Origin of the sequence: Achromobacter kerstersii (assembly GCF_902859595.1) — a bacterium.
GTDB lineage: Bacteria > Pseudomonadota > Gammaproteobacteria > Burkholderiales > Burkholderiaceae_B > Achromobacter > Achromobacter kerstersii.
On sequence record NZ_CADIJQ010000001.1, the window covers coordinates 1,074,848 to 1,097,252 of the forward strand.

Annotated in this window: 23 protein-coding genes; 10 read left to right on the forward strand and 13 right to left on the reverse strand. The window is 62.7% G+C overall.

Features of this window, described 5'->3' with window-relative positions; all coding sequences use genetic code 11:
- Positions 1 to 48: 48 nt before the first annotated feature.
- Both HV765_RS04715 and parS read right to left on the reverse strand, forming a co-directional pair.
- Complete coding sequence (locus tag HV765_RS04715; protein WP_054422012.1) at positions 49 to 561, reverse strand: RES family NAD+ phosphorylase; 513 nt, start codon at positions 559 to 561, stop codon at positions 49 to 51.
- 4 nt (positions 562 to 565) lie between these two features.
- Positions 566 to 1,054 carry a type II RES/Xre toxin-antitoxin system antitoxin gene (gene parS / locus HV765_RS04720; RefSeq protein ID WP_175168975.1) on the reverse strand — a complete coding sequence of 163 codons (489 nt, stop codon included), beginning with the start codon at positions 1,052 to 1,054 and terminating at the stop codon, positions 566 to 568.
- A 172-nt stretch (positions 1,055 to 1,226) separates the two neighbouring features.
- Here parS and HV765_RS04725 point away from each other — a divergent pair, with 172 nt between their 5' ends.
- Positions 1,227 to 1,604 (forward strand): DUF423 domain-containing protein, encoded by a 378-nt coding sequence (locus HV765_RS04725; protein ID WP_175168976.1) that lies wholly within the window; start codon positions 1,227 to 1,229, stop codon positions 1,602 to 1,604.
- Positions 1,605 to 1,709: 105 nt separating this feature from the next.
- Positions 1,710 to 2,618, forward strand: coding sequence for a DMT family transporter (locus tag HV765_RS04730; protein WP_175168977.1), 909 nt, complete (start codon positions 1,710 to 1,712; stop codon positions 2,616 to 2,618).
- 158 nt (positions 2,619 to 2,776) lie between these two features.
- On the opposite strand, the gene HV765_RS04735 is transcribed toward HV765_RS04730, so the two are convergent.
- Together HV765_RS04735 and HV765_RS04740 are read right to left on the reverse strand one after the other, a co-directional pair.
- Positions 2,777 to 3,415: a glutathione S-transferase family protein gene (locus HV765_RS04735; protein ID WP_054422006.1), complete on the reverse strand. Its 639-nt coding sequence runs from the start codon at positions 3,413 to 3,415 to the stop codon at positions 2,777 to 2,779.
- A gap of 3 nt (positions 3,416 to 3,418) precedes the next feature.
- Complete coding sequence (locus HV765_RS04740; RefSeq protein WP_175169513.1) at positions 3,419 to 4,537, reverse strand: PQQ-dependent sugar dehydrogenase; 1,119 nt, start codon at positions 4,535 to 4,537, stop codon at positions 3,419 to 3,421.
- A gap of 212 nt (positions 4,538 to 4,749) precedes the next feature.
- On the opposite strand from HV765_RS04740, the gene HV765_RS04745 reads away from it, so the two are divergent.
- Positions 4,750 to 5,361, forward strand: coding sequence for a glutathione S-transferase family protein (locus HV765_RS04745; RefSeq protein WP_054422003.1), 612 nt, complete (start codon positions 4,750 to 4,752; stop codon positions 5,359 to 5,361).
- A gap of 119 nt (positions 5,362 to 5,480) precedes the next feature.
- Here the strand turns inward: HV765_RS04745 and HV765_RS04750 are convergent, their stop codons facing one another.
- Positions 5,481 to 6,449: a LysR family transcriptional regulator gene (locus tag HV765_RS04750; RefSeq protein ID WP_054421997.1), complete on the reverse strand. Its 969-nt coding sequence runs from the start codon at positions 6,447 to 6,449 to the stop codon at positions 5,481 to 5,483.
- Between the two features lie 120 nt (positions 6,450 to 6,569).
- Here HV765_RS04750 and HV765_RS04755 point away from each other — a divergent pair, with 120 nt between their 5' ends.
- The 3 genes from HV765_RS04755 to cuyB are packed head-to-tail and all read left to right on the forward strand — an operon-like array spanning position 6,570 to position 9,896.
- Positions 6,570 to 7,550 (forward strand): Bug family tripartite tricarboxylate transporter substrate binding protein, encoded by a 981-nt coding sequence (locus tag HV765_RS04755; protein ID WP_175168978.1) that lies wholly within the window; start codon positions 6,570 to 6,572, stop codon positions 7,548 to 7,550.
- Between the two features lie 8 nt (positions 7,551 to 7,558).
- A complete protein-coding gene (locus HV765_RS04760; RefSeq protein WP_254600447.1) occupies positions 7,559 to 9,151 on the forward strand; it encodes an N-acyl-D-amino-acid deacylase family protein in 1,593 nt (530 codons plus the stop codon).
- A 1-nt stretch (position 9,152) separates the two neighbouring features.
- Positions 9,153 to 9,896, forward strand: a complete 744-nt coding sequence (gene cuyB, locus HV765_RS04765; RefSeq protein WP_175168979.1) for a cysteate racemase — start codon at positions 9,153 to 9,155, stop codon at positions 9,894 to 9,896.
- A gap of 97 nt (positions 9,897 to 9,993) precedes the next feature.
- Here the strand turns inward: cuyB and HV765_RS04770 are convergent, their stop codons facing one another.
- The 7 genes from HV765_RS04770 to proC form a co-directional block, all read right to left on the reverse strand.
- Positions 9,994 to 10,695 carry an ABC transporter ATP-binding protein gene (locus HV765_RS04770; RefSeq protein WP_054421987.1) on the reverse strand — a complete coding sequence of 234 codons (702 nt, stop codon included), beginning with the start codon at positions 10,693 to 10,695 and terminating at the stop codon, positions 9,994 to 9,996.
- Positions 10,695 to 11,462, reverse strand: a complete 768-nt coding sequence (gene livG, locus HV765_RS04775; protein ID WP_054421985.1) for a high-affinity branched-chain amino acid ABC transporter ATP-binding protein LivG — start codon at positions 11,460 to 11,462, stop codon at positions 10,695 to 10,697. The genes HV765_RS04770 and livG overlap by 1 nt, the downstream gene beginning before the upstream one ends.
- A complete protein-coding gene (locus HV765_RS04780) occupies positions 11,459 to 12,694 on the reverse strand; it encodes a high-affinity branched-chain amino acid ABC transporter permease LivM (protein ID WP_175168980.1) in 1,236 nt (411 codons plus the stop codon). The genes livG and HV765_RS04780 overlap by 4 nt, the downstream gene beginning before the upstream one ends.
- Positions 12,694 to 13,620 carry a high-affinity branched-chain amino acid ABC transporter permease LivH gene (gene livH, locus HV765_RS04785; RefSeq protein ID WP_006219631.1) on the reverse strand — a complete coding sequence of 309 codons (927 nt, stop codon included), beginning with the start codon at positions 13,618 to 13,620 and terminating at the stop codon, positions 12,694 to 12,696. The genes HV765_RS04780 and livH overlap by 1 nt, the downstream gene beginning before the upstream one ends.
- Positions 13,621 to 13,809: 189 nt before the next feature.
- Complete coding sequence (locus HV765_RS04790; RefSeq protein WP_054421980.1) at positions 13,810 to 14,925, reverse strand: high-affinity branched-chain amino acid ABC transporter substrate-binding protein; 1,116 nt, start codon at positions 14,923 to 14,925, stop codon at positions 13,810 to 13,812.
- A 453-nt stretch (positions 14,926 to 15,378) separates the two neighbouring features.
- Positions 15,379 to 15,933, reverse strand: coding sequence for a queuosine precursor transporter (locus HV765_RS04795; protein ID WP_054421978.1), 555 nt, complete (start codon positions 15,931 to 15,933; stop codon positions 15,379 to 15,381).
- The gene (gene proC, locus HV765_RS04800; RefSeq protein ID WP_175168981.1) at positions 15,930 to 16,763 is read right to left on the reverse strand and encodes a pyrroline-5-carboxylate reductase; all 834 of its coding nucleotides are present in this window, start codon (positions 16,761 to 16,763) and stop codon (positions 15,930 to 15,932) included. Before proC ends, HV765_RS04795 begins: the two co-directional genes overlap by 4 nt.
- A 194-nt stretch (positions 16,764 to 16,957) precedes the next feature.
- Here proC and ugpB point away from each other — a divergent pair, with 194 nt between their 5' ends.
- The 4 genes from ugpB to HV765_RS04820 all read left to right on the forward strand — a co-directional run bounded on the left by ugpB (position 16,958) and on the right by HV765_RS04820 (position 21,363).
- A complete protein-coding gene (gene ugpB, locus HV765_RS04805; RefSeq protein WP_054421975.1) occupies positions 16,958 to 18,271 on the forward strand; it encodes a sn-glycerol-3-phosphate ABC transporter substrate-binding protein UgpB in 1,314 nt (437 codons plus the stop codon).
- A 199-nt stretch (positions 18,272 to 18,470) separates the two neighbouring features.
- Positions 18,471 to 19,352 (forward strand): sn-glycerol-3-phosphate ABC transporter permease UgpA, encoded by an 882-nt coding sequence (gene ugpA / locus HV765_RS04810; RefSeq protein WP_046806304.1) that lies wholly within the window; start codon positions 18,471 to 18,473, stop codon positions 19,350 to 19,352.
- A gap of 21 nt (positions 19,353 to 19,373) precedes the next feature.
- Positions 19,374 to 20,225, forward strand: coding sequence for a sn-glycerol-3-phosphate ABC transporter permease UgpE (ugpE, locus tag HV765_RS04815; RefSeq protein WP_054421974.1), 852 nt, complete (start codon positions 19,374 to 19,376; stop codon positions 20,223 to 20,225).
- A gap of 49 nt (positions 20,226 to 20,274) precedes the next feature.
- Complete coding sequence (locus tag HV765_RS04820) at positions 20,275 to 21,363, forward strand: sn-glycerol-3-phosphate import ATP-binding protein UgpC (protein WP_175168982.1); 1,089 nt, start codon at positions 20,275 to 20,277, stop codon at positions 21,361 to 21,363.
- An 81-nt stretch (positions 21,364 to 21,444) separates the two neighbouring features.
- Here HV765_RS04820 and HV765_RS04825 read toward each other — a convergent pair whose 3' ends face one another.
- Positions 21,445 to 22,356 (reverse strand): MipA/OmpV family protein, encoded by a 912-nt coding sequence (locus tag HV765_RS04825; protein WP_175168983.1) that lies wholly within the window; start codon positions 22,354 to 22,356, stop codon positions 21,445 to 21,447.
- Positions 22,357 to 22,405: the final 49 nt, after the last annotated feature.

Here is a 22,405-nt window from a genome sequence, read left to right on the forward strand (position 1 = left end):
ACAAAGGGGAGCCACGAGCTCCCCTTTTTGCTTTTTATCGGGTTATTTTCAGCCCGGCCGCAGCCGGGGGTCGTAGATAAAACGTTCGCGCCGCACGACCACAATCTGCTCAGCATCGGGATGACCCGGATTGATCAGGACGTTGCAATCCGGCACGCCCCGGTAGCCGACGATGGCGCTGGGCAACTCCAACAAGGCCGACACCCCGGATTCCACCCAGTTGTCGCCTACCGCCTGCGACGCCTCGGCAAACGGCACGGCCTCCCAGAACGGAAAGTCCCGCTGCAATTGGTCGACCGTGAGCACCTGCCGGGCGTCATACACCGCGCGCGGCACAGCCACTTCGATCAGATAGCGGTTGGCCTGTTCGGATGCGCGCACGGCGAAATGCACGACGGTTTCCAAAACGGCCAGCGCCACGCTTGAAGAGGTGTACACCACCGCCGTACCCGGGCTGTTGTAGCGCCCGCCCACCGCCGCAGCGCCCGCGCCGCTCAAGTCATCGGCGCGGTACGTGCCGGCGGTTGTGCCGATACGCCATAAGGAAACGTAGTCGCTCATGGGGTCAGGCGTAGACGCCAGCCGCCGCGCGGGCCAGCGTGTCTTCAACGATGCGGCTACTGGCATCCGACGTCAGCAAGGACAAGGGCTTGACGTTGCCCAATGCCGGCACGGGCGTGTTCAGCCACAGCACGGCCTCTTCGTCGCTGCCCAACACTTGCCGCGCCACCCGCGCTACGCGGGCAACGCGCGCCAGGCGGTCGGATTCGCCCAGCGGCAGCATCTGACCTTCGCGCGTCCAGCGCGACAACGAGGCCGCCTTGACCTCGGTGATCGCCATGATTTCGGATTTGGGCACTTGAAGGAAGTCGGCCGCGTCGTCCACCATTTGCGCGGGCAGCCCCCGCCGCACATCGCGGGCCATGTCGCTAAGCGGGCTGTCCACCAGTTCCTGAAACAGTTGCTTGGCCCGGGCCGCAGTCACACGGCGCGGCGGCCGCTTGGACGATGCGTCACGTTTTTCAGCGGTTTTGCCGGTGATGGCGATGGTCATGGCGGGCTCCCGTAGCGTCGCTTCCGGCCTGTCGCCAGAAGCACGTATTTTCCAAACAGAATTTATGATATCCCATTTGGAATGCGCTAAACAAGGCGCGGCCTGGCGGGCATGCACCGAATTTGGGCATATCATAGGCGGCGTTACACACGATCACTTTTAAGGACTGGCAATGACGGACCGGCAGCTCACGATACTCGCGGCGTTGAATCTTATGGTGGCGGTGGGTGCTGGCGCCTTTGGCGCGCACGGCTTGAAGCGCATGCTGAGCCCCGAATTGTTGTCCGTCTGGCAAACCGGCGTGTTGTATCACCTGATCCACGCGCTGGGCTTGTTCGTGATTGCGCTGCTGGGCGCCCGATTCGGCTCGCCGCTGCTGTCCGCCGCCGGCTTCGTCATGTTCATGGGCATCGTGCTGTTCTCGGGCAGCCTGTATGTGCTGTCGCTGACCGGCATCCATTGGCTGGGCGCAGTTACGCCCATTGGCGGAACGGCTTTCCTGGCTGCGTGGGCGATGGTGGCGCTGGCCGCCTACCGCGCGCAGGGCTAACCCCTCTGCGCTGATCCGCACGGCCACCGCAAGCGCCCCTTGCACACGCGGGCTGCGCCCCCCTTTCCCCACGGCGGCAGGAACCGCCGCCCTTGCAGGTTTCCGATGTCTTCCTCGACTGTATTACCCGCCGCCCGGGACCATTCCGCTGCCGCAGGCATCGCCTGCGTGGTGGGCGGCATCTTCTTTCTGACGCTCAGCGACGCCAACGCCAAGTGGCTGGGTGAACATTACAACCCGCTCCAGATCCTGTTCCTGCGCGCCTTGATCGCGATGCCCTTCGTAACCGCGCTGGCCCTGTGGCTGGGCGGCCGGCGCGTGTTGCGCACGACACACCCGGGCCTGCATCTGACGCGCGGCGCCATCAACGTCGTGTCAGCCTGTTGCTTCTATCTGGGCTTGCGCGCGCTGCCGCTGGCCGAAGCCACCGCCATCGCCTTTGCCGCACCGCTGTTCGTGACGGCGCTGTCTGTGCTGATCCTGAAAGAGCGCGTGGACGGCAAGCGCTGGCTGGCGGTGCTGGCCGGTTTTGCCGGCGTGCTGATCGTGGTGCGGCCCGGTTCCGCTACTTTCCAGGCGGCCACCCTGTACCCGCTGACAACCGCGCTGCTGTATGCCGTGATGATGATCACCGCGCGCGGCATCAACCGCGGCGAAGGCATGCTGACAACCACGTTCTATATCGTGCTGGGGCAGTTGGTGTGCAGCGCGGTCGCCCTGCCGTGGGTATGGCAGACGCCCGCCATGGAGCATCTGCCCTACTTCTTCGGCATTGCGCTGTTCAGCACATTGGGCCTGGCGCTGATCACGCAGGGTTTCCGGATTGGCCCGGCATCCGTCGTTGCGCCCTTCGATTACACCGGCTTGATCTGGGCCACGATTCTGGGCTGGATCTTCTGGCGTGAAGCGCCAGATGCCTTTGCGTACCTGGGTGCGTTGTTTATTGCGGGCAGCGGCGTGTACATCGCGGTGCGTGAAGCGCGAGGCAAAGGCAAACGCCGCGTCAAGGCGTAAGCGAATAGCGGCGAGCAGTGCGCGTCGGCGTGCGGCTCGCCGCCAGGCATTGCGCTTTGAGCGGACGCGATTCGTTGCCGCTACGGGATGCTGCTACGGATTGCTGCTACGGGTTGCTGCTACGGGTTGCTGCCATTGGTTGCCGCAATTCGTCGCCGCTATTCAGTAGGCGGCGGAAAATTCCGTCGCAGTACCCGCGCCACGTTCGGCTCCAACGCGGCTTCGCGCGCCACCGCCGTCAAGGCCGGGCATTCCGCGGTAAACCACGCCTGGCCGGGGCGCCAGTGCGTCATCACCGTCACATACAGGTCCAACGCCGAAAAACGCTTTCCCAGCATGTGCGGCGTGCCCGCTTGCCGTTCCAATTCCTGCCACAACTCTGCCCGCCGGGAATGCACGCGCTCGCGCAATAACTCGGCGGCCGCACCTTCCGTTGTCCATTGCGGAGGGTTGTCGCCATACGTGAACGTCGGGTAGATAGCCCCCACCAGCCGCAACAGCAGGTTCAAGAAATGCGCGCGCTCGGGCTTGTCCGCTGCGGGCGCCAAGCCTGCCTGCGGGGCCACGTCATGCAGATGCAGAATCATCGCGGCGCTTTCAGTCATAACTTCGCCATCCGGCGTAATCAGCGTGGGCACTTGCCCCAGCGGATTCAGATGCAACAAGCGGTCGCGCTCAGGGCCGGGCTTCAAATACGGCACGTCCGTCAGCTTGTGCGGCACATTGGCCAGCACCAACGCCATTTCAACGATGGCCGAACCGCAGCCCAGAGATCCGATCAGCTCATAGGTCTTCATCGCTTACCCCCCTGATTCGGCCGGCGCCACCCGCAGCAATTGTCCAGGCGATGCGTCGGTCAATACATACACATACCCGTCCGGCCCTTGCCGCACGTCGCGTATCCGGCTCTTGCGGTCCACCAGCAACCACTCCTGCCCCACCACACGGTTGCCCTCCAGCGTCAGGCGGATCAGGTTCTGATTGGCCAACGCGCCAATGAACACCGATTTCTGCCAGGCGGGAAAACGATCCGCGTTATAGAAAGCCATGCCGCTGATGGCAGGCGACTTCGCCCACCAGAACAGCGGCTGCTCGGTGCCAGGCGCGGTTTCGCCTTTGGCTTCAGGAATAGGCTGGCCGGAATAGTTGATGCCATAGGTGGCCAGCGGCCAGCCATAGTTCTTGCCGGGCTGGATCAGATTGATCTCATCGCCGCCGCGCGGGCCGTGCTCGTTTTCCCACAGCTCGCCCGACCAGGGGTTCAGCGCCATGCCTTGCGGATTGCGATGCCCATACGACCAGATCTCGGGGCGGGCGCCTGCCTTGCCCACGAAAGGATTGTCCGCCGGCACCGTGCCATCCACCTTCAGCCGCACCACCTTGCCTTGCAGCTTGTCCAGATCTTGCGCCGTCGGGCGCTGGTTGTTTTCGCCCAGCGAGATGAACAGATAGCCCTTGCCGTCGAACACCAGGCGCGATCCGAAATGCAGCCCGGAAGACAGCTTGGGTTCTTGGCGGAACAGCACCTTGAAATCTTGCAGGCCGGTCGCGTCGTCCGACAAGCGGCCCCGGCCAACGACCGTGCCGCTTTTATCACCATCCGATTCCGCGTAAGACAGATAGACGTAGCGATCCGTCGCGAAGTCGGGCGACAGCGCCACATCCAACAGCCCGCCCTGCCCCGACGCCGCCACCTTGGGCACGCCCGACAGCGGCTTGGATAAACCGCCCGGGGTGCGCAGCAAGCGCAACTTACCGGGCCGCTCCGTGATCAATACGCCACCATCCGGCAGAAAAGCCATGGCCCAAGGATGATCCAATCCGCCCACCACGGCCGTGACGCGCGCGGCCACCGACGGCGGCTCCTGCGCGGCGCGCGCAGGCGCTGCGGCATATAACGCACCGGCCACAATCAGCATCGAGGAAACAAAAAGGGGAATCGCGCGCGGGCTCGCGGCGGTGCGTGACTGCATGGACATCTCCGGCGGCAACGGGGTTGAATGCGGGCAGGGACGGCATAACAAATGGCGCAACATGTGACGCGTCCGTGACGCGAAACGCACCGTCGGTGGCGTACCATAACGCCCAAGGACGGGTGCCTCCCGTTCTTCCTTTCAGGAGACTCCATCACATGAAACTGTACTACATGCCCGGCGCGTGCTCGCTCGCTTCCCACATCGTTCTGGAGTGGGTGGGCAAGCCTTACGAGACGCATCAGCTCAGCCGTGAAGCCCTCAAGGGTCCTGAATTTTTGAAAGTGAATCCGCTGGGCGCCGTGCCCGCGCTGACCGACGACGGCTGGACCGTCACGCAAAACGCCGCCATCCTGGAATACATCGCCGAACAATCGCCGCAGAGCAAACTGCTGGGCGACGGCACCGCCCGATCGCGCGCTGAAGTCCGCCGCTGGCTCGGCTTCATCAATTCCGACATCCACAAAACCTTCTCGATGATCTTTGGCGCCGGCCGCTTCGTGTCTGACGAAGGCGCGCAGAAGGAACTGGCCGGTTCGGCCTCCAAGCTGCTGACCAAGCTGTTCTCGCAACTGGACGCCCAACTGGCGGGCAAGCCGTATCTGGCGGGTGATGCGCCGTCGATCGCCGACGCCTACCTGTACGTGGTGCTGCGCTGGGCGCACGCCAAGGAAGTGGACCTGTCGGGCCAAGAGAACCTGGCCGCATTCTTCAAGCGCATGGAAGCCGACAAGGCCGTGCAGACGGCGTTGAAGGCGGAAGGGTTGTAAGCCCGACGCGCTTTTAAGCCCTATGCCGTTTTAAGCCCTATGCGCTTTTAAGCCCAATGCGGTTATAAGCCCAATGCGAGACCGCGCCGGCCCTATCTTTGCCGGCGCCCTCGCAAGCTTCAATGGTCTTCGGGCACGTCGTCTGACGCCCCCCACCCCGCCCCTTCCAGCGTCTTCTTCACTGCCGCCAAAAACCGCCGCGCCAGCAACGGCGGCGCGCTCAGGTTGGAATGCGTCGCCCAGACCTCGACGCTGGCCTCAGGGGCGATGGGGCGCAACACCATGTGCGCGGCCTGATCGGGCGTGACGCACCACGCGTCCACCAGCGCCGGGCCCAAGCCCTGCTGCACAAACGAGCATGCCGTCACCGGCGAATGCACTTCGATTGCCGCCGCGCACAGCGGGCCGCCGCCAAAGAACGTCGTCAGCGCCCGGCCCAATGGCGTATCGCGCGGATAGCCGATCCACGCGGCGGATGAGAAATCCTCGGGATGCACCACGTCGTGGCTGGCCAGCGGATGGGTCACCGGCAGCACGCAGACCACCGGCACCCGCGCCAGCCGGATCGACGTCAAGTTGGGATGATCGGGCGGCTGCATCGAGATGCCGATATCCGCCTGGCCCGACAAAAAATACGCCGCCAGCTCGTCAAACGTGACGCTGCGGTAATCGACCCGCGCATCCGCATTGCGGCCCCGGAAGCGCTCCAGCGCCATCGGAATCAGCCGCTGCCCGTAGCTGGCGCTGGCCACAATCTTCAGCATGCCCGCGCCCGATTGCCCCAGGCTTGCCGCCAGATCATTCACGCGCTGGATGCCGCCATACACCTGCTCCACTTCCGCATACAGCCGCCGCGCTTCCGCCGTGGGCGACAAGCGGCTCTTCACGCGTTCGAACAGCCGATAGCCCAAGCGGCTTTCCGTCAGCGCCAGCACGCGGCTGACGGCGGGCTGCGAGACGTGCAACATGCGCCCCGCCCCACTGATCGAGCCGGACATCATGATCGCCCGGAACACTTCAATCTGGCGCAGGTTCAAGGGCCGCCCCGCGCTTGGAGCCACCTCGTCCGCGTAGGCGTCCGCATCCATTTTTTTCCCCTTGCATCGATAACGCAGGATTATAGGAGTGCCACATTTTTCGATGATGCAGCGCGGCAAGGCGGGTGTAATCTGCGCCCCTTAACACAACAAAACAAGGGGAATACCACCATGCAACGCACATTCTTCCGCACGCTTTCCGCGCTGGCCGTTAGCGCCGCGCTGATCGGCACCGCCTCGGCGGCGGGCGCCTACCCGGACAAGCCCATCACCTTTGTGGTGCCGTCGGCGGCCGGCGGTTCGCCCGACGTGCTGTCGCGCCTGATCACCACGCAACTGGCCAAGGATACCGGCGCCACGATGGTCGTCGAAAACCGTCCGGGCGCAGCTGGCAACATCGGCATCGCGCTGGTCAAGCGCGCCGCCGCCGATGGCTACACCGTGGGCTACGGCAACATCAACACGCTGGCCGTGAACCGCTCGCTGTTCAAGCGCCTGCCCTACGACGTGGACCAGGACCTGACGCCTGTTGCGCACATGTTCGACCTGTACAACGCGCTGATCGTGCCCGCCGACTCTCCCGTCAAGAGCGTGCAGGACCTGATCGACCGCGCCCGCCAGCAACCCGGCCGCCTGTCGTATGGCGCATCGGGCGTCGGCACCACCGGCCACATGGGCGGCGAGCTCTTCAAGAGCATGGCGAAAGTCGACGTGATGTTCATTCCCTACAACGGCGGCCCCGCTGCCATTCAGGACTTGCTGGGCGGCCGCCTGGACTACCTGTTCGTCAACACGTCGGAAGCCACGCCCCTGGTCAAGAGCGGCAAGGTGCGCGCCATTGGCGTCAGCAGCCTGAAACGTTTGTCGCTGATGCCTGACGTGCCGACGCTGGACGAGTCCGGCCTGAAGGGTTACGAAACCGTGGCCTGGGGCGGCGTTGTCGCCCCCAAGGGCACGCCGCCCGATGTGGTTGCCACGCTGAACGCGGCCATCCAGAAAGCGCTGCAAGCGCCGGAAGTGCGCACGGGCCTTGCCACGCTGGGCGCCGAACCCGCCACCGGCTCGCCTGCGGAATTCAAGCAGCTGATCGATCGTGAAACCGCCAAGTGGAAGAAGATCATCGAAACCGCCGGCATCGAAAAACTGGACTAAGCAGCCCCATGACGGATCGCACCTTGCAGGCAGACTTCATCGTGGCGGGCGCCACGCTTATCGACGGCTCGGGCGGGCCGGCCGTTCAGGGCGACCTGGCCGTGCTGGGCGAACGGATCGTGGCGGTGGGCAGTTTCGACCACCCCGCAGGCGTGCCCGTGATTGATGGCCGGGGCCAGGTGTTGGCACCGGGCTTCATCGATTCGCACACGCACGATGACGGCTACCTGCTGGCGCATCCCGACATGCTGCCCAAGGTGTCGCAAGGCATCACCACCGTGGTCACCGGCAATTGCGGGATCAGTCTGGCGCCGCTTGAACGCGCCGACATCCCGCAGCCGCTGGACCTGCTCGGCCCCGCCGAGTTGTTCCGTTTCAGCACCTTCCGCGCCTGGATGGACGCGCTGCGCGAAACACCCGCCGCGGTGAACGTGATTCCGTTGGTGGGCCACACCACGCTGCGCGTCGCCGTCATGGACGACACCTCGCGCGCCGCTAACGCATCCGAACGCGCCGCCATGCGCGCGCTGTTGCAAGAAGCGATGGACGCCGGCGCCTTCGGTGTGTCCACCGGCACGTTCTACCCCCCGGCCAGCGCCGCGCCCACCGATGAAATCATCGACGTGTGCCAACCGCTGAAGCCGTCGGGCGATGCTGGCCACGGCGGTATCGACGGTCGCGGTATCGGCAACGGCAGCCACGGTACCGACAGCCGCGGTGTCGACCGCCGCGGTATCGACCGCCGCAGCAACGACCGCCGCAGCATCGGCCGCCGCGCCATCTTCGCCACGCACTTGCGTGACGAGGCCGACCACATCGTGCCCGCCATGGAAGAGGCGTTGCTGATCGGGCGCGAGCTGGATTGCCGCGTGGTGTTCTCGCACCACAAGCTGGCGGGCGAGCGCAATCATGGCCGCACGCGTGAAACGCTGGACATGATCACCCGCGCCGCCGCCCATCAGCCCGTCTGCCTGGACTGCCACCCCTACCCGGCCACGTCCACCATGCTGCGGCTGGACCGTGCACGTCTTGCCAGCCGCACGATGATCACGTGGTCCAAAGGCTACCCCGAAGCGACGGGCCGCGAATTCAGCGACGTCATGCAAGAGCTGGGCCTGGATGACGAAGCCGCCGTGGCGCGTCTGGCCCCCGCCGGCGCCATCTACTTTTTGATGGACCCCGCCGACGTGAACCGGATCTTTGCGCATCCGCTCACGATGGTCGGCTCGGACGGCCTGCCCTTTGACCCGCATCCGCACCCCCGCCAATGGGGCACCTTCCCCAATGTGCTGCGCACGATGGTGCGCGAACAACAACTGTTGTCGCTAGAGGCCGCCATCCACAAGATGACGGGTCTGGCGGCTGACCAATATGGCATCGCTCAGCGCGGACTGCTGCGCGAGGGTTATCATGCTGACCTGGTGCTGTTCGATCCCGCCACGGTGACAGATGTGGCCACTTTTTCAGCTCCCGTTCAGGCAAGCCAAGGCATCCACGCGGTGTGGGTCAATGGCAAACCGGTGTGGGATGGGGAACGAACCAGTACGCAACGCCCGGGCCAGGTTCTGACGCCCGGTGATGCATTACCTCGGAGTTCATAAAGTGAAGACGTTTTCCCAGGGCTGCTACCTGGGTGTATTGGGCGGAATGGGTCCCATGGCCGGCGCGGCCTTTGCCCTTCGCCTGGCGGCGCTGACCCCCGCCGCGATTGACCAGCAACACATCCCCACCCTGTTGCGCAACGATCCCCGCATTCCTGACCGGTCCAGCGCCTATATGGCCGGCGGCGAAAATCCGCTGCCGTATATGGTGGGCGGCGTGCGCTTTCTGGAACAGGCGGGCGCACAGCTGATCGCCATCCCGTGCAATACGGCGCATCTTTGGTACGACGAGATCGCCGCGTCCACCGGCTTGCCGGTGCTGCACATCATCGAAGCCGTCATTGACGACCTGCACCGTCTGGGCTTGCCCCGTGGCCGCATCGGACTGATGGGCACGGCGGCAACGCTGAAACTGGGCCTGTATCAACAGCACCTGGAAGCGCAAGGCTACGAATGCATCGTCCCCAACGATGATGAAGTCGAGCGCTACTGCATGGGCTCGATCCGCGCCGTCAAGGGCAACCGTCTTGAAGAAGCCTTCGAGCCGGCCGCTGAATGCATCGCCCGCCTGAAGGCGCGCGGCGCCGACGCCGTGGTGCTGGGCTGCACCGAACTGCCGCTGGCTGTGCCGCATGCGCTGCGCCCGAGCTTGGGCGTGACGCTGACAGACTCGATTGATGCGCTGGCGCGTGCCGCGATTGCGCATTACGAAGCGGACTTGGCGAAGCAGCAGATCGCGGCCTAATCCGCTACGCCCGCCATAGACGAAAAAAAAGGCGCATCTTTCGATGCGCCCCACTCCCTTCGCGGGGAATGCGTCAGCTTGATTTCCGGCCGCCTGTTTAGCCGCCCAGATACGCCTTGCGGACTTGGTCGTTGACCAGCAGATTGGCGCCGGTGTCTTGCAGCACGACCCGGCCGTTCTCAAGCACGTACCCACGGTCGGCCACGCCCAGCGCCTTGTTTGCGTTCTGCTCCACCAGGAACACCGTGACGCCCTGCTCGCGGATCTCGCGGATGATGTCGAAGATCTGCGCAATCACCAGCGGGGCCAGGCCCAGCGTCGGCTCATCCAGCAGCAACAGACGCGGCCGCGTCATCAGCGCGCGGCCGATGGCCAGCATCTGCTGTTCGCCGCCCGACATCAGCCCCGCGCGTTGCGCGGAGCGTTCCTTCAGGCGCGGGAACAAACCGTAGACGTGTTCGATGCCCGCCTCGATTTCAGCGCGCTTTGAAAAGAAGCCGCCCATCATCAGGTTTTCGGCAACGGTCAGGTCCTTGAAGACGCGGCGCCCTTCCGGCGAAATGGCGATGCCATTGCGCATGATGTGGTGCGTGTCTTTGTTGGTGATATCCTCGCCTTCGAACGTGATCTTGCCTTCACGCGCGCGGGGGTTGCCGCAAACCGTCATCAGCAGCGTCGTCTTGCCCGCGCCGTTGGCGCCGATCAGCGTGACGATTTCGCCTTTGTTGACGTCCACCGACACGCCGTTCAACGCCTGGATGGCGCCGTAATAGGTGTGTATGTTTTCCAGCTTAAGCATCATTCCTCCCCCAGGTACGCCTTGATGACGCGCTCGTCGTTGCGCACCGCATCGGGGGTGCCGGTCGTGATGGGCTTGCCGTGCTCCATGACGAGGATACGATCGGAAATGCCCATGATCAGGCTCATGTCGTGCTCGATCAGCAGCACGGCAACGCCGAACTCACGCCGCAGTTGATCGATCAGGGATTGCAGATCGCGCTTTTCCTGGGGGTTCAGGCCAGCGGCCGGTTCGTCCAGCATCAGCAGGCGCGGCTTGGTGATCATGCAACGCGCGATCTCCAGGCGGCGCTGGTGGCCATAGGCCAGGTTGCCCGCTTCACGGTTGGCGAATTCGCGCAGGCCCATGAAGTCCAGCCATTGCGCCGCGCGCGACAGCGCTTCCGACTCCGACTGCCGATAGCCCCTCAACTTCAACAAGCCCGGCAGCAAGCGCGATTCAACTTGCGTGTGCTGCGCCACCAGCAGGTTCTCCAGCACGGTCAGCTGCTTGAACAGGCGCACGTTCTGGAACGTGCGCACCAGCCCGTGGCGCGCCACCTTGTGGCTGGGCAAACCGGTGATCGGCTTGCCGTCCATGATGATCTCGCCCGCCGTCGGCGCGTAAAAGCCGCCGACGCAGTTGAACACCGTGGTCTTGCCGGCGCCGTTGGGGCCGATGATGGCGAACACCTCGTCGGACTTCACTTCAAACGCCACGCTGTCCACGGCCAACAGGCCGCCAAACCGCATGGTGAGTCCGGATACTTTCAGCAATGCCTCGCTCATTTAGACAGCTCCACGTGGGGACGCTTCATGGGCAACAACCCCTGCGGACGCCACATCATCATCAACACCATCACCAGACCGAACATCAGCATCCGGTACTCGGCGAACTCGCGCGCCAATTCGGGCAGGACCGTCAACAGGATGGCCGCCAGAATCACGCCCACCTGCGAGCCCATGCCGCCCAGCACCACAATGGCCAGGATCAGCGCGGATTCAATGAAGGTGAAGGATTCCGGGTTCACCATGCCTTGGCGGGCCGCGAAGAACGCGCCGCCGAAACCGGCGAACGTGGCCCCCAGCGTGAACGCGGACAGCTTGATGCGCGTGGGATTCAACCCCAGCGAACGGCACGCGATTTCATCTTCGCGCAACGCTTCCCAGGCTCGGCCGACCGGCATGCGGATCAAGCGCGTGGAGACAAACAACGTCACCAGCGCCAGCAACAACGCCATCATGTACAGATAGATGACCATGTCCTGGTTCTGGAACGTCAGGCCGAAAAATTCATGGAAGGTCGTGCCGCCTTCCGTACTGGCGCGGCGCGTCATTTCCAGGCCGAAGACCGTGGGCTTCGGAATACCGGAAATACCGTCGGGGCCGCCCGTCAGCGTGTTCAGGTTGATCAGCAACAGGCGGATCATTTCACCGAAACCCAGCGTGACAATGGCCAGATAGTCACCGCGCAGCCGCAACACCGGAAAGCCCAGCACGAAGCCGAACAACGCCGCCATCGCGCCCGAGAACGGCAGCGCTTCCCAGAAGCTCCAGCCGCCCCAGTGATACAGCAAGGCGTAGGTGTAGGCGCCCACGGCATAAAAGCCCACAAAGCCCAAGTCCAGCAGCCCCGCGAAACCCACCACGATGTTCAGGCCCAGGCCCAGCATCACGTAGATCAGCACCAGCGTCGCGATGTCGACCGAGCTGCGGCCGGCGAAGAATGGCCAGACGACGGCGATGGCCAGCAGCAATAGCGCAAGCCCCTTGTGGCTCTTGGCGGGCGCCGACGGCAAGGTCGGCAGTGACGTCTTCAGCTTCTTGAACGGAATGGCGATCCAGGGGCGCAGCATCTGGAACAAGAACACCACGGCTGCGGCAAGCGCCACCAGACCCCAGTGCGATTCCATCGAGGTGCGAGCGCCCTGACGGATCAGTTGCAGGCCAAAGACCGGGGTAACGATGACTGCCGTCAGCACGGCCGCCATCGTGGCGTTTTTGATATTGTTTTTCGACATCAGACTTTTTCCACCTCAGGTTTGCCCAGCAGCCCGGTGGGACGGAACAGCAGAATCAGGACCAGCAGCGAGAACGCCACGATGTCCTTGTACTGTGACGAGATATAGGCGGCCGCGAAGGTCTCGGCCAGGCCCAGCAGCACACCGCCCAGCATCGCGCCAGGAATGCTGCCGATGCCGCCTAGCACTGCCGCGGTAAAGGCCTTGATGCCGGCCAAAAAGCCGATGAAGGGATTGAGCTTGCCAATGGTGATGGCGATCAGTACGCCGCCCACCGCCGCCAGAATCGCACCCATCACGAACGTGAACGAGATCACGCGGTTGGTGTCGATGCCCAGCAGGTTGGCCATGTGCATGTCCTGCGAGCAGGCGCGCGAGGCGCGGCCCATGCGGGAATACTTGATGAACAGCGTCAGGCCGATCATCAGCACCACCGTCACCACGATGATCATGATGCGCGAATACGGCACCGTCACGTCGAAGTCGGTACCCATGTGGAACTGCACAGCGCCGGATACCAGCGAAGGCACGGCCATGTCGCGCGCGCCTTGGCCCAGGGCCACCCAATTCTGCAGGAAGATCGACATCCCGATGGCCGAGATCAGCGCTACCAATCGGGGGCTGCCTCGCACGGGGCGATACGCCACGCGCTCAACCGAGAAGCCGTAGATACCGGTCACGGTAATGGCCACAAGCAGCATGGCGGCAATGATGAACGGCACCGGCAAACCGCTATTGGTGCCGATGGACGTCAAGGTGACCAGGCCTACATAGGCGCCGATCATATAGATTTCGCCGTGGGCGAAGTTGATCATACCGATGATGCCGTAGACCATTGTGTAGCCGATGGCAATCAACGCATAGATCGCGCCCAGGGACAATCCGTTGAAGAATTGCTGGGTAAGTTGGGGTATGAGGTCAGACATATTTCTCTTGCTCCAAATGGTTCCGGCCCCGGTAGTAAGACCCGGAGCCGGAAACCTGGGCGTATTTTATAAGGGCCTGTTGTCACCGATAGCCGGCCGCACAGCGCTTTTGGCGCATCGCTACGCGGATTACGGCACAACGAAGACAGCAGGCCCTACACGCCGGCACCGGCCGGCGGGATCGCGAGTTTACAGCTGGGTCTTCTTGCCGTCCTTGTCCCATTTGTAAACGGCGAATTCGAAGTTCTTCAGGTCGCCCTTGGCATCGTATTCAACCTTGCCAATGCCGGTGTTGAAGGTGGTTTTGTGCATGTAGTCCGCAACCTTGGCAGGATCTTCGCCCACGGCGTTGATGCTGTCGGCCAGGATTTGCACTGCGGCGTAAGCCGGCATCTGGAAGGCGCCGTCCGGGTCGCGCTTGGCGTCCTTGAAGGCCTTCACGATGCTTTCGTTGCCGGGCAGCTTGGTGAAGTCAGCCGGCAGCGTGACCAGCAGGCCGTCGATGGCCGGGCCGGCAATCGCCACCAGATCCTGGTTGGCCGTGCCTTCCGGACCCATGAACTGAACCTTCAGGCCTTGTTCACGCGACTGGCGCAGCAGCAGGCCGAGTTCGGGGTGGTAGCCGCCGAAGTAAACCAGGTCCACGCCTGCCGACTTCAGCTTGGTGATGATGGCCGAGTAGTCGCTGTCGCCAACGTTGATGCCTTCAAACAGCGCCACGTTCACGTTCTGCTTGGCCAGCGCGTCCTTGACTTGCGTGGCCACGCCCGAACCGTAGGTCTGCTTGTCGTGCAGCACGGCAACCTTTTGCGGCTTCAGCGTCTTGGCGATGTATGCAGCAGCATACGGGCCTTGCTGGTCGTCGCGGCCGATCGTGCGGAAGAAGTAATGCGGCTTGATCGTGTCCGTCACTAGCGGCGACGTTGCGCCCGGGGTGATGCCGACGATGCCCTCTTCCTCGTAGACCTTCACGGCGGCAACCGTCACGCCCGAGCACGCATGGGCCACGGCGAACTTGGCGCCGGAGTTGACCACGCGGTTGGCGGCCGGCACGGCCTGCTTGGGTTCGCAGCCGTCGTCGATCAGGATCGGCTCAAGCTTCTTGCCCTTGACGCCGCCCTTGGCGTTGATGGTTTCAATGGCAGTCAAGGCGCCGGCCTGGATCTGGTCACCGTATTGCGTGTTGGGACCGGTCATGGGCTGGGGAATGCCGATCTTGATCGTGTCGGCGGCGTGCGCGGCGCCAGCCAAGGCAAGTGCCCCAAGCGCCATGGCTACCGGGGTAAGGCGATTCAGAAACTTCATGCGGAGTTCTCCAGCGAGGTTTTGAGCGGCTCTGTTCGAAATGGTTTGTCGGGTGGGTACCCCGCAATCCGTATCGCGCGTCGCCGGCTTCTTGGGCAAAAACACGGTGTGGGCGGTATTCTGGAAGCAAGCCGCCATACTGTCACTGCGTGTAATCCCCAATATTTTCAATCCAACCTTTAATCGTGACGGATAGCCAGGACAAGCCCATGAAATCACTGGAGAAATCGCAAATTCTCCTTATTTAACAACTGGCGCGCAGCAAGAACTTGTGCTTGCACCGATATATGAAAAATCATTAATACAGCGTTCGAATACGCATTTAAATACAGTGCTTACGCAGGACTTACGAATAATGATTATCGGGTTAATAAAAAGGCGCGTATCCGGCGGGTTGAACCGCCGCGATACGCGCCTTGTTATGTCGCGCTGAAGGGGGTGGAGGTCAGCCCATCAGGCGTTGGCCGGCTTGGCCAGGTTCCACATCAGCGCGCGGAATGGCGCCAGCATGCTGATATTGACCACCAGCTTGATGGCCAGATCGCCCATCATCCAGGTCGTCCACGGCGCCCCCGTTGCGGCAAAGGCCACGCTGAAGAACACCGCCGTATCCAGAATGGCGCCCAAGACACCGGACACCAGCGGCGCGCGCCACCAGCGTTGGTCGCGCAGGCGGTCAAACACCTGGATATCGACCAATTGCGCGCAGATATACGCAAGACCCGAGGCCAACGCAATGCGCGGCGACGCCACCCAGAACGACACGACCAGCGCCGCCGCAAACCCGAACCAGACCACGCGGCGCGCAGCGCCCGGGCCGAAGCGGCGATTCAGCACGTCGGTAACCAGGAAGGCGACCGGATACGACAGTCCGCCCCACGTCAGCCAATCGTTCAGCGGCACCTGCACCAGAATATTGGAGCCCACCACCACCAGCAGCATGCACAGTACGGCAATGCCGAACTGCGTGCGGCTCATCGTGGGAAAGCCCCGGCTTGCCTTGCTCATTTCCCGAATTCCTCTGCCAGCTCGCCCGAACGCCGGGCCGCGGCGGCCATGGCGTCTTCAACGATGCTGCTAAATCCTGCGGCGCCAAATGCGGCCAACGCAGCGGCCGTGGTGCCGCCCTTGGACGTGACGCGCTCGCGCAGCACGGACAAGGGTTCAGCCGATTCCGCCGCAAGCTTGGTGGCGCCAGCCAGCGTGCCCAGCGCCAACTGTTTGGCCTGCGCTTCGGTAAGACCCACCTTCAAGCCGCCCGACACCAACGCTTCCAGGAACAGGAACACGTACGCGGGGCCGCTACCTGACAACGCGGTCACGCCATCCAGCGCGGCGTCGTCCGCCACCCACACCACCTGCCCCACGCTGGCGAGCAATTGCGCAGCCAGTTCGCGGTCGGCTTCGCCCACGCCATCCAGCGCGGCAAGACCGGTGATGCCTGCGCCCACCAGTGCCGGCGTATTCGGCATGCAGCGCACCAGACGGTTGAACGGCGCCTCGGGCGTGCCGAGCCAGGCCGCCAGCGTATCCGCGCGAATTCCCGCAGCAACGCTTACCACCAAGGTGTCGTCTTGCAACCACTGACGCGTAGAAGCCACAACATCTTTCATGTTCTGTGGCTTGACCGCGAACACCCAAACGCGGCATCGCGCCAGGGCCTCGCCGGGTGCCACTGCCGTGGTCATGCCACGGGCCTGCCAGGCAGCGTGGCTATCCTCATTAATGTCAATGACATGGATGTTCCCGGCGGGGCATACTTTGCCAGCCAGACCGGAGGCCAGGGCGGCCGCCATATTGCCGCCGCCAATGAACGCAATCGAAAGTTCGTTTTTCATAGCCGGGCATTGTAAACGGTCAGCTTCGTTGGGGAAAAAAAAGAAAATGTTCGTTCGCGCCTAAAACGCGCAATTTGACAGGCGTTTGGAGTGATGTGAAAGTCACGGTTTTGTCACAAACAATTCATAAGGTGTCGTGTTTTCTGTGCCCGGACACCCCGGTCGCAACACGCCCAACTGGAGGAAACCTCACCATGCGATCCCATCGTATTGCTTTAACCTTTGCCGCCATCATGACGGCTTTCGCAGGCGCCTCCGCGCATGCCGCCACCGAGATCCAGTTCTGGCACTCGATGGAAGGCGCGTTGGGCGACCGCGTCAACGGTCTGGTCGACGAGTTCAACAAGAAGAACCCTGACTACCAGGTCAAGGCGATCTACAAGGGCAACTACGGTGAGTCCATGAACGCCGGCATCGCCGCGTTCCGCGCCGGTAACGCCCCGGACATCCTCCAGGTGTTTGAAGTGGGCACCGCCACCATGATGTACGCCAAGGGCGCCATCAAGCCGGTGCAGCAGATGTCCGAAGAAGTCGGCAACCCGATCGATCCGAAGGAATTCATTGGCGCCGTGGCCGGCTACTACTCGTCGGCCGACGGCAAGCTGGTGTCGATGCCCTTCAACAGCTCGACCGTTGTCTTCTACTACAACAAGGACGCCTTCAAGAAGGCTGGCCTGGATGCCGACAAGCCGCCCAAGACCTGGGAAGAGCTGGCTGCCGCCGGCCAGAAGCTGAAGGCCGCAGGCCAGGAATGCGGCTACACGACGTCGTGGCCGTCGTGGGTTCAGCTGGAAACGTTCTCGGCCTGGCATAACGTGCCGTACGCCACCAAGGACAACGGTTTCGGCGGCCTGGACGCGCGCATCGCCATCAACACCCCGCTGCACGTGCGCCATCTGGAAAACCTGGCCAAGCTGGGCAAGGAAGGCATCTTCATGTACGGCGGCCGCGGCGACGAGCCGAACTCGCTGTTCATCAGCGGCAAGTGCGCCATGATCACCGGTTCGTCCGGCCTGCGCGCCAACATCGCCAAGAACGCCAAGTTCGAATTCGGCACCTCCACCGTGCCCTACTACGCCGACGTGCAAGGCGCCCCGCAGAACACCATCATCGGCGGCGCTTCGCTGTGGGTCTTCGCCAACAAGAAGCCGGAAACCTACAAGGGCGTGACCGCGTTCTTCAAGTTCCTGGCCAGCCCGGAAATCGCCGCACGCTGGCACCAGCAGACGGGCTATGTGCCGGTCACCAAGGCTGCCTACGAGCTGACGAAGAAAGACGGTTTCTATGACAAGAACCCGGGCACCGAAGTCGGCGTGAAGCAATTGAACGTGGAAACGACCGCACAATCGCGCGGCCTGCGCCTGGGCTTCCTGCCGCAGATCCGTGAAATCGAAGACGCTGAAATCGAACGCATCGTGTCCGGCAAGGTTGCAGCCAAGGACGGCGCCGAGAACATCGTCAAGCGCGGTAACGAGCTGCTGGAAAAGTTCGAGAAGAGTGTAAAGTAACGCCCTTTCCGGGATTCCGTCTGGGCCAAGTCAAGCCTGAATCTTCAAGCATGACAAGGACTTAACGGCCAATCCGGATACGAGCGCAAGGCTTAAAGCCCTGGTTTTTTTAGGGCTTTAAGCCTATCGTATTTTTATGAAAGCGGTTTCAAGCGGCGGTTAATCCAACCGCCGCTTTTCTGTACCTTGGGTTCCCCCTATGGAAAAACGCGTTGTATTTGGGCATAAGACCTTGCCCTATCTGCTGCTTCTGCCGCAGCTGATCATTACTGTGGTCTTCTTCTTCCTGCCTGCCGGACAAGCCATGTGGCAGTCCATGCGATTGGAAGATGCCTTCGGGTTGTCGTCCGAGTTCGTCGGTCTGGACAACTTCATGGAACTGTTCTCGCAACAGGCCTACCTTGATTCCTTCCGCGTCACCGCCGTGTTTTCGGTGCTGGTGGCGGTTGTCGGTCTGGGCGTGTCCTTGCTGCTGGCCGTCATGGCTGACCGCGTGATCCGCGGCGCCGGGCTCTACAAGACGCTCCTGATCTGGCCTTACGCCGTTGCGCCCGCCGTGGTCGGCGTGCTGTGGCTGTTCATGTTTTCGCCTTCCGTGGGCATTCTGGCCGTCGCGCTGCGCAAGTCCGGCGTGGACTGGAACCCGCGTCTGGATGGCAACCAGGCCATGATGCTGGTGCTTGTCGCCGCCGTCTGGAAGCAGATCTCGTACAACTTCCTGTTCTTCCTGGCTGGCCTGCAATCGATTCCGCGTTCGCTCATTGAAGCCGCCGCGATCGACGGCGCAAGCCCGGCGCGCCGCTTCTGGAGCATCGTGTTCCCGCTGCTGTCGCCCACCACGTTCTTCCTGCTGGTCGTCAACATCATCTACGCCTTCTTCGACACCTTCGCAGTCGTGGACACCACCACGCAGGGCGGTCCTGGCACGTCGACCTCGATCCTGGTCTACAAGGTGTATAGCGACGGCTTCCGCGGTCTGGACCTGGGTTCGTCCGCAGCCCAGTCCGTGATTTTGATGTTCATTGTGGTTGCCTTGACGGTCGTACAGTTCCGCTACGTCGACCGCAAAGTGCAGTATTGATTTTGTTCGAGGCTAATAACAATGGTTGAACGCCGTCCCTGGCTGGATATTCTGGCCCACTTCATTCTGCTCTGCGGCGTGGCGATGGTGGCATTTCCGCTCTACATCACTTTCGTCGCGTCTACCCAGACTGCTCAGGAAGTGGCGCAAGCGCCGATGTCGCTGATTCCCGGTCCGCACTTTGTCGATAACTACATGCAGGCGCTGTTTGGCGGCTCGTCCGGCGGTTCGTCGGGCGCGCCCGTGGGCCGCATGATGTACGTCAGCCTGATCATGGCGCTGTCGATTTCCATCGGCAAGATCGCGATCTCGCTGCTGTCGGCGTTTGCGGTGGTGTACTTCCGCTTCCCCGGCCGCATGTTTTTCTTCTGGATGATCTTCGTCACGCTGATGCTGCCCGTTGAAGTGCGGATTGCGCCCACCTACAAGGTGGTGGCTGACCTGGGCATGCTCAACAGCTACGCGGGCCTGACACTGCCGCTGATCGCATCGGCCACGGCCACGTTCCTGTTCCGCCAGTTCTTCCTGACGGTGCCGGACGAGCTCATCGAAGCCGCGCGTATCGACGGCGCAGGCCCCGTGCGCTTCTTCTTCGACGTGCTGCTGCCCCTGTCCAAGACCAGCATCGCCGCCCTGTTTGTGATCCAGTTCATCTACGGCTGGAACCAATACCTGTGGCCGCTGCTCATCACCACGCAGGAAGACATGTACCCCGTCGTCATCGGCATCAAGCGGATGATCAGCGGAGGCGATAGCGTGACCGAATGGAACATCACCATGGCCACCGCCATGCTGGCCATGATTCCGCCGGCGCTCGTCGTCATCCTGATGCAGAAATGGTTCGTCAAGGGTCTGGTCGACACTGAAAAGTGACGCTTGCCCATCCGCACCCACCCGAACACGACTCCGAACACGAATAAACATGGCTACTCTCAGCTTCCGTAACGTCAAGAAAACCTATGCCGGCAACGTGCCGGTCATCCATGGCATCGACATGGATGTCAAAGACGGTGAGTTCATCGTCATCGTCGGCCCGTCCGGCTGCGGCAAGTCCACGCTGATGCGCATGGTCGCCGGCCTGGAAACCGTGACCAGCGGCGACATCGTGATTGACGACAAGGTCGTCAACACCTTGGAACCCGCCGAACGCGACATCGCGATGGTGTTCCAGAACTACGCGCTCTACCCGCACATGACCGTGTTTGAAAACATGGCTTATGGCTTGAAGATCCGCAAGTTCTCCAAGGAAGAGATCAAAAAGCGCGTCGACATCGCCGCGCAGATCCTGGAACTTGGCCACCTGCTGGACCGCCGCCCGCGCGCGCTGTCCGGCGGTCAGCGCCAACGTGTCGCCATGGGCCGCGCCATCGTGCGTGAACCCAAGGTGTTCCTGTTCGACGAACCCTTGTCGAACCTGGACGCCAAGCTGCGCGTGGCGATGCGCCTGGAAATCATGAAGCTGCATCGCCGCCTGGGCACCACCAGCCTGTACGTGACGCACGATCAAGTCGAAGCCATGACCTTGGCCCACCGCATGATCGTCATGTACCAGGGCGTGCCTGAGCAGATCGGCACCCCGATGGAAGTGTTCGAAAGGCCGGCCTCGACGTTCGTGGCTGGCTTCATCGGTTCGCCCCCGATGAACCTGATGGAAGTGCAAGTGGCCGGCGACGGCACCGTGCAAACCGCTGACGGCATGGCGCTGGCGATTTCGCCGCTGCAAGTGCCGGCGCAAGTGCGCGGCCGCAAGATCATCATGGGCATGCGTCCGGAGCACATGCTGCTGAACACGCAAGGCGTGCCGGCCGAAGTCGAGATGGTTGAAACGCTGGGTTCGGAACAGCTGGTCCACTGCCGCTGCGGCAAGACCACGCTGGTCGTGCGCTGCACGACGCGCCAGTTGTCCGAGTCGTCCGCCAAGGTGGGTGACCGCGTCAATGTGGGCCCGGACGGCCGCCACCCGCTGCACTGGTTCGAGGCCGACACCGGCCGCCGCGTCAAAGACCTGTAAAGCGAAAAACCCGGGCTTCTGCCCGGGTTTTGCATTCAGGCTCCTGCCCGGTCTCAGCAGAGATCGGGTACCCCCCTTCTTTCAATACGTGTACGTCACCATCGTGCCGATCGTGTATTGATTGCGTTCCTTCACGATCGGGCTATCGGCCGCGTCGCCAAACAGCCGGCGCGCTTCGGCCGCCACGGTCCATGACCAGGCCTTGTTAAGCGGCAACGCCCACGTCGCCCCCAAGCTCATGCTTTCCAATCCCCCTTTCGGGTCGTAACGCCGGTAGCCGGACTTTGCCGACTGCTGGCTGCTGACGCCGTACCAGGTGCGCATGTAGTTGCCGTCGCCCAAGGTGCCGCTCAACGCCAGGGACAATGCGCCCGCAGACCCTTCATACACCGTCGTGCTCGCGCCCAGGTTCAACAACGTATAGGCGCTGCCCACGTCGCGGTCGTCGCCCTTCTTGAACGCGTGGCCCAAGGTGGCCGACAACATCACCGGCCCCAGCATCGTCTCGGCATCCATCCCGATCTGCGCTCGGCTTTTGATGTCGCCCATACCACGCAGTTTGTCTGACCCCTGATAGCCTTTCTTGTGATCCTTGCGCGACGCACTGGGCAAGACATAGAAGCGGAACGTGCTGTCCAGCGCTTGCGTTTCCCAGCCCAAACCGTGGTCGGTGCCAAGAAAGAAACCGTTGGGGCTGCGCACGCCCGCGCCGAAGATGGGAACGGCCGAGCTTTCGTCACTGCCGCTGTAGCGCGGCGCTACCCCCACCCCCAACGTGCCATAGAACGTCCATTGCCCTTCCGGACGCTCTTCCCCTGTGGCCACTGTCAGTCCTCTTGAGCTTGCCCCCCGTTGCCCGTAAACGGAACTGGCTTCCGCCACGACGACCTCACCCGCCGCTGCCGACAGGCCGGGCGCACTGGCCAACAAGCTTGCGGCCAGGACGCGGCGGGTGACAGGCGAACACAGGAACAACGGGAAAAATCGCTGCATTTCGGAATCCGGAAAATGAAGTAGAAAAGCAAAGTTGAAAAACGAAGGT

Coding starts and splice junctions, on each gene's coding strand:
- HV765_RS04715 (WP_054422012.1), bottom strand. CDS start 561: ATGAGCGACTACGTTTCCTTATGGCGTATCGGCACAACCGCCGGCACG.
- parS (WP_175168975.1), bottom strand. CDS start 1,054: ATGACCATCGCCATCACCGGCAAAACCGCTGAAAAACGTGACGCATCG.
- HV765_RS04725 (WP_175168976.1), top strand. CDS start 1,227: ATGACGGACCGGCAGCTCACGATACTCGCGGCGTTGAATCTTATGGTG.
- HV765_RS04730 (WP_175168977.1), top strand. CDS start 1,710: ATGTCTTCCTCGACTGTATTACCCGCCGCCCGGGACCATTCCGCTGCC.
- HV765_RS04735 (WP_054422006.1), bottom strand. CDS start 3,415: ATGAAGACCTATGAGCTGATCGGATCTCTGGGCTGCGGTTCGGCCATC.
- HV765_RS04740 (WP_175169513.1), bottom strand. CDS start 4,537: ATGCTGATTGTGGCCGGTGCGTTATATGCCGCAGCGCCTGCGCGCGCC.
- HV765_RS04745 (WP_054422003.1), top strand. CDS start 4,750: ATGAAACTGTACTACATGCCCGGCGCGTGCTCGCTCGCTTCCCACATC.
- HV765_RS04750 (WP_054421997.1), bottom strand. CDS start 6,449: ATGGATGCGGACGCCTACGCGGACGAGGTGGCTCCAAGCGCGGGGCGG.
- HV765_RS04755 (WP_175168978.1), top strand. CDS start 6,570: ATGCAACGCACATTCTTCCGCACGCTTTCCGCGCTGGCCGTTAGCGCC.
- HV765_RS04760 (WP_254600447.1), top strand. CDS start 7,559: ATGACGGATCGCACCTTGCAGGCAGACTTCATCGTGGCGGGCGCCACG.
- HV765_RS04770 (WP_054421987.1), bottom strand. CDS start 10,695: ATGCTTAAGCTGGAAAACATACACACCTATTACGGCGCCATCCAGGCG.
- livG (WP_054421985.1), bottom strand. CDS start 11,462: ATGAGCGAGGCATTGCTGAAAGTATCCGGACTCACCATGCGGTTTGGC.
- HV765_RS04780 (WP_175168980.1), bottom strand. CDS start 12,694: ATGTCGAAAAACAATATCAAAAACGCCACGATGGCGGCCGTGCTGACG.
- livH (WP_006219631.1), bottom strand. CDS start 13,620: ATGTCTGACCTCATACCCCAACTTACCCAGCAATTCTTCAACGGATTG.
- HV765_RS04790 (WP_054421980.1), bottom strand. CDS start 14,925: ATGAAGTTTCTGAATCGCCTTACCCCGGTAGCCATGGCGCTTGGGGCA.
- HV765_RS04795 (WP_054421978.1), bottom strand. CDS start 15,933: ATGAGCAAGGCAAGCCGGGGCTTTCCCACGATGAGCCGCACGCAGTTC.
- proC (WP_175168981.1), bottom strand. CDS start 16,763: ATGAAAAACGAACTTTCGATTGCGTTCATTGGCGGCGGCAATATGGCG.
- ugpB (WP_054421975.1), top strand. CDS start 16,958: ATGCGATCCCATCGTATTGCTTTAACCTTTGCCGCCATCATGACGGCT.
- ugpA (WP_046806304.1), top strand. CDS start 18,471: ATGGAAAAACGCGTTGTATTTGGGCATAAGACCTTGCCCTATCTGCTG.
- ugpE (WP_054421974.1), top strand. CDS start 19,374: ATGGTTGAACGCCGTCCCTGGCTGGATATTCTGGCCCACTTCATTCTG.
- HV765_RS04820 (WP_175168982.1), top strand. CDS start 20,275: ATGGCTACTCTCAGCTTCCGTAACGTCAAGAAAACCTATGCCGGCAAC.
- HV765_RS04825 (WP_175168983.1), bottom strand. CDS start 22,356: ATGCAGCGATTTTTCCCGTTGTTCCTGTGTTCGCCTGTCACCCGCCGC.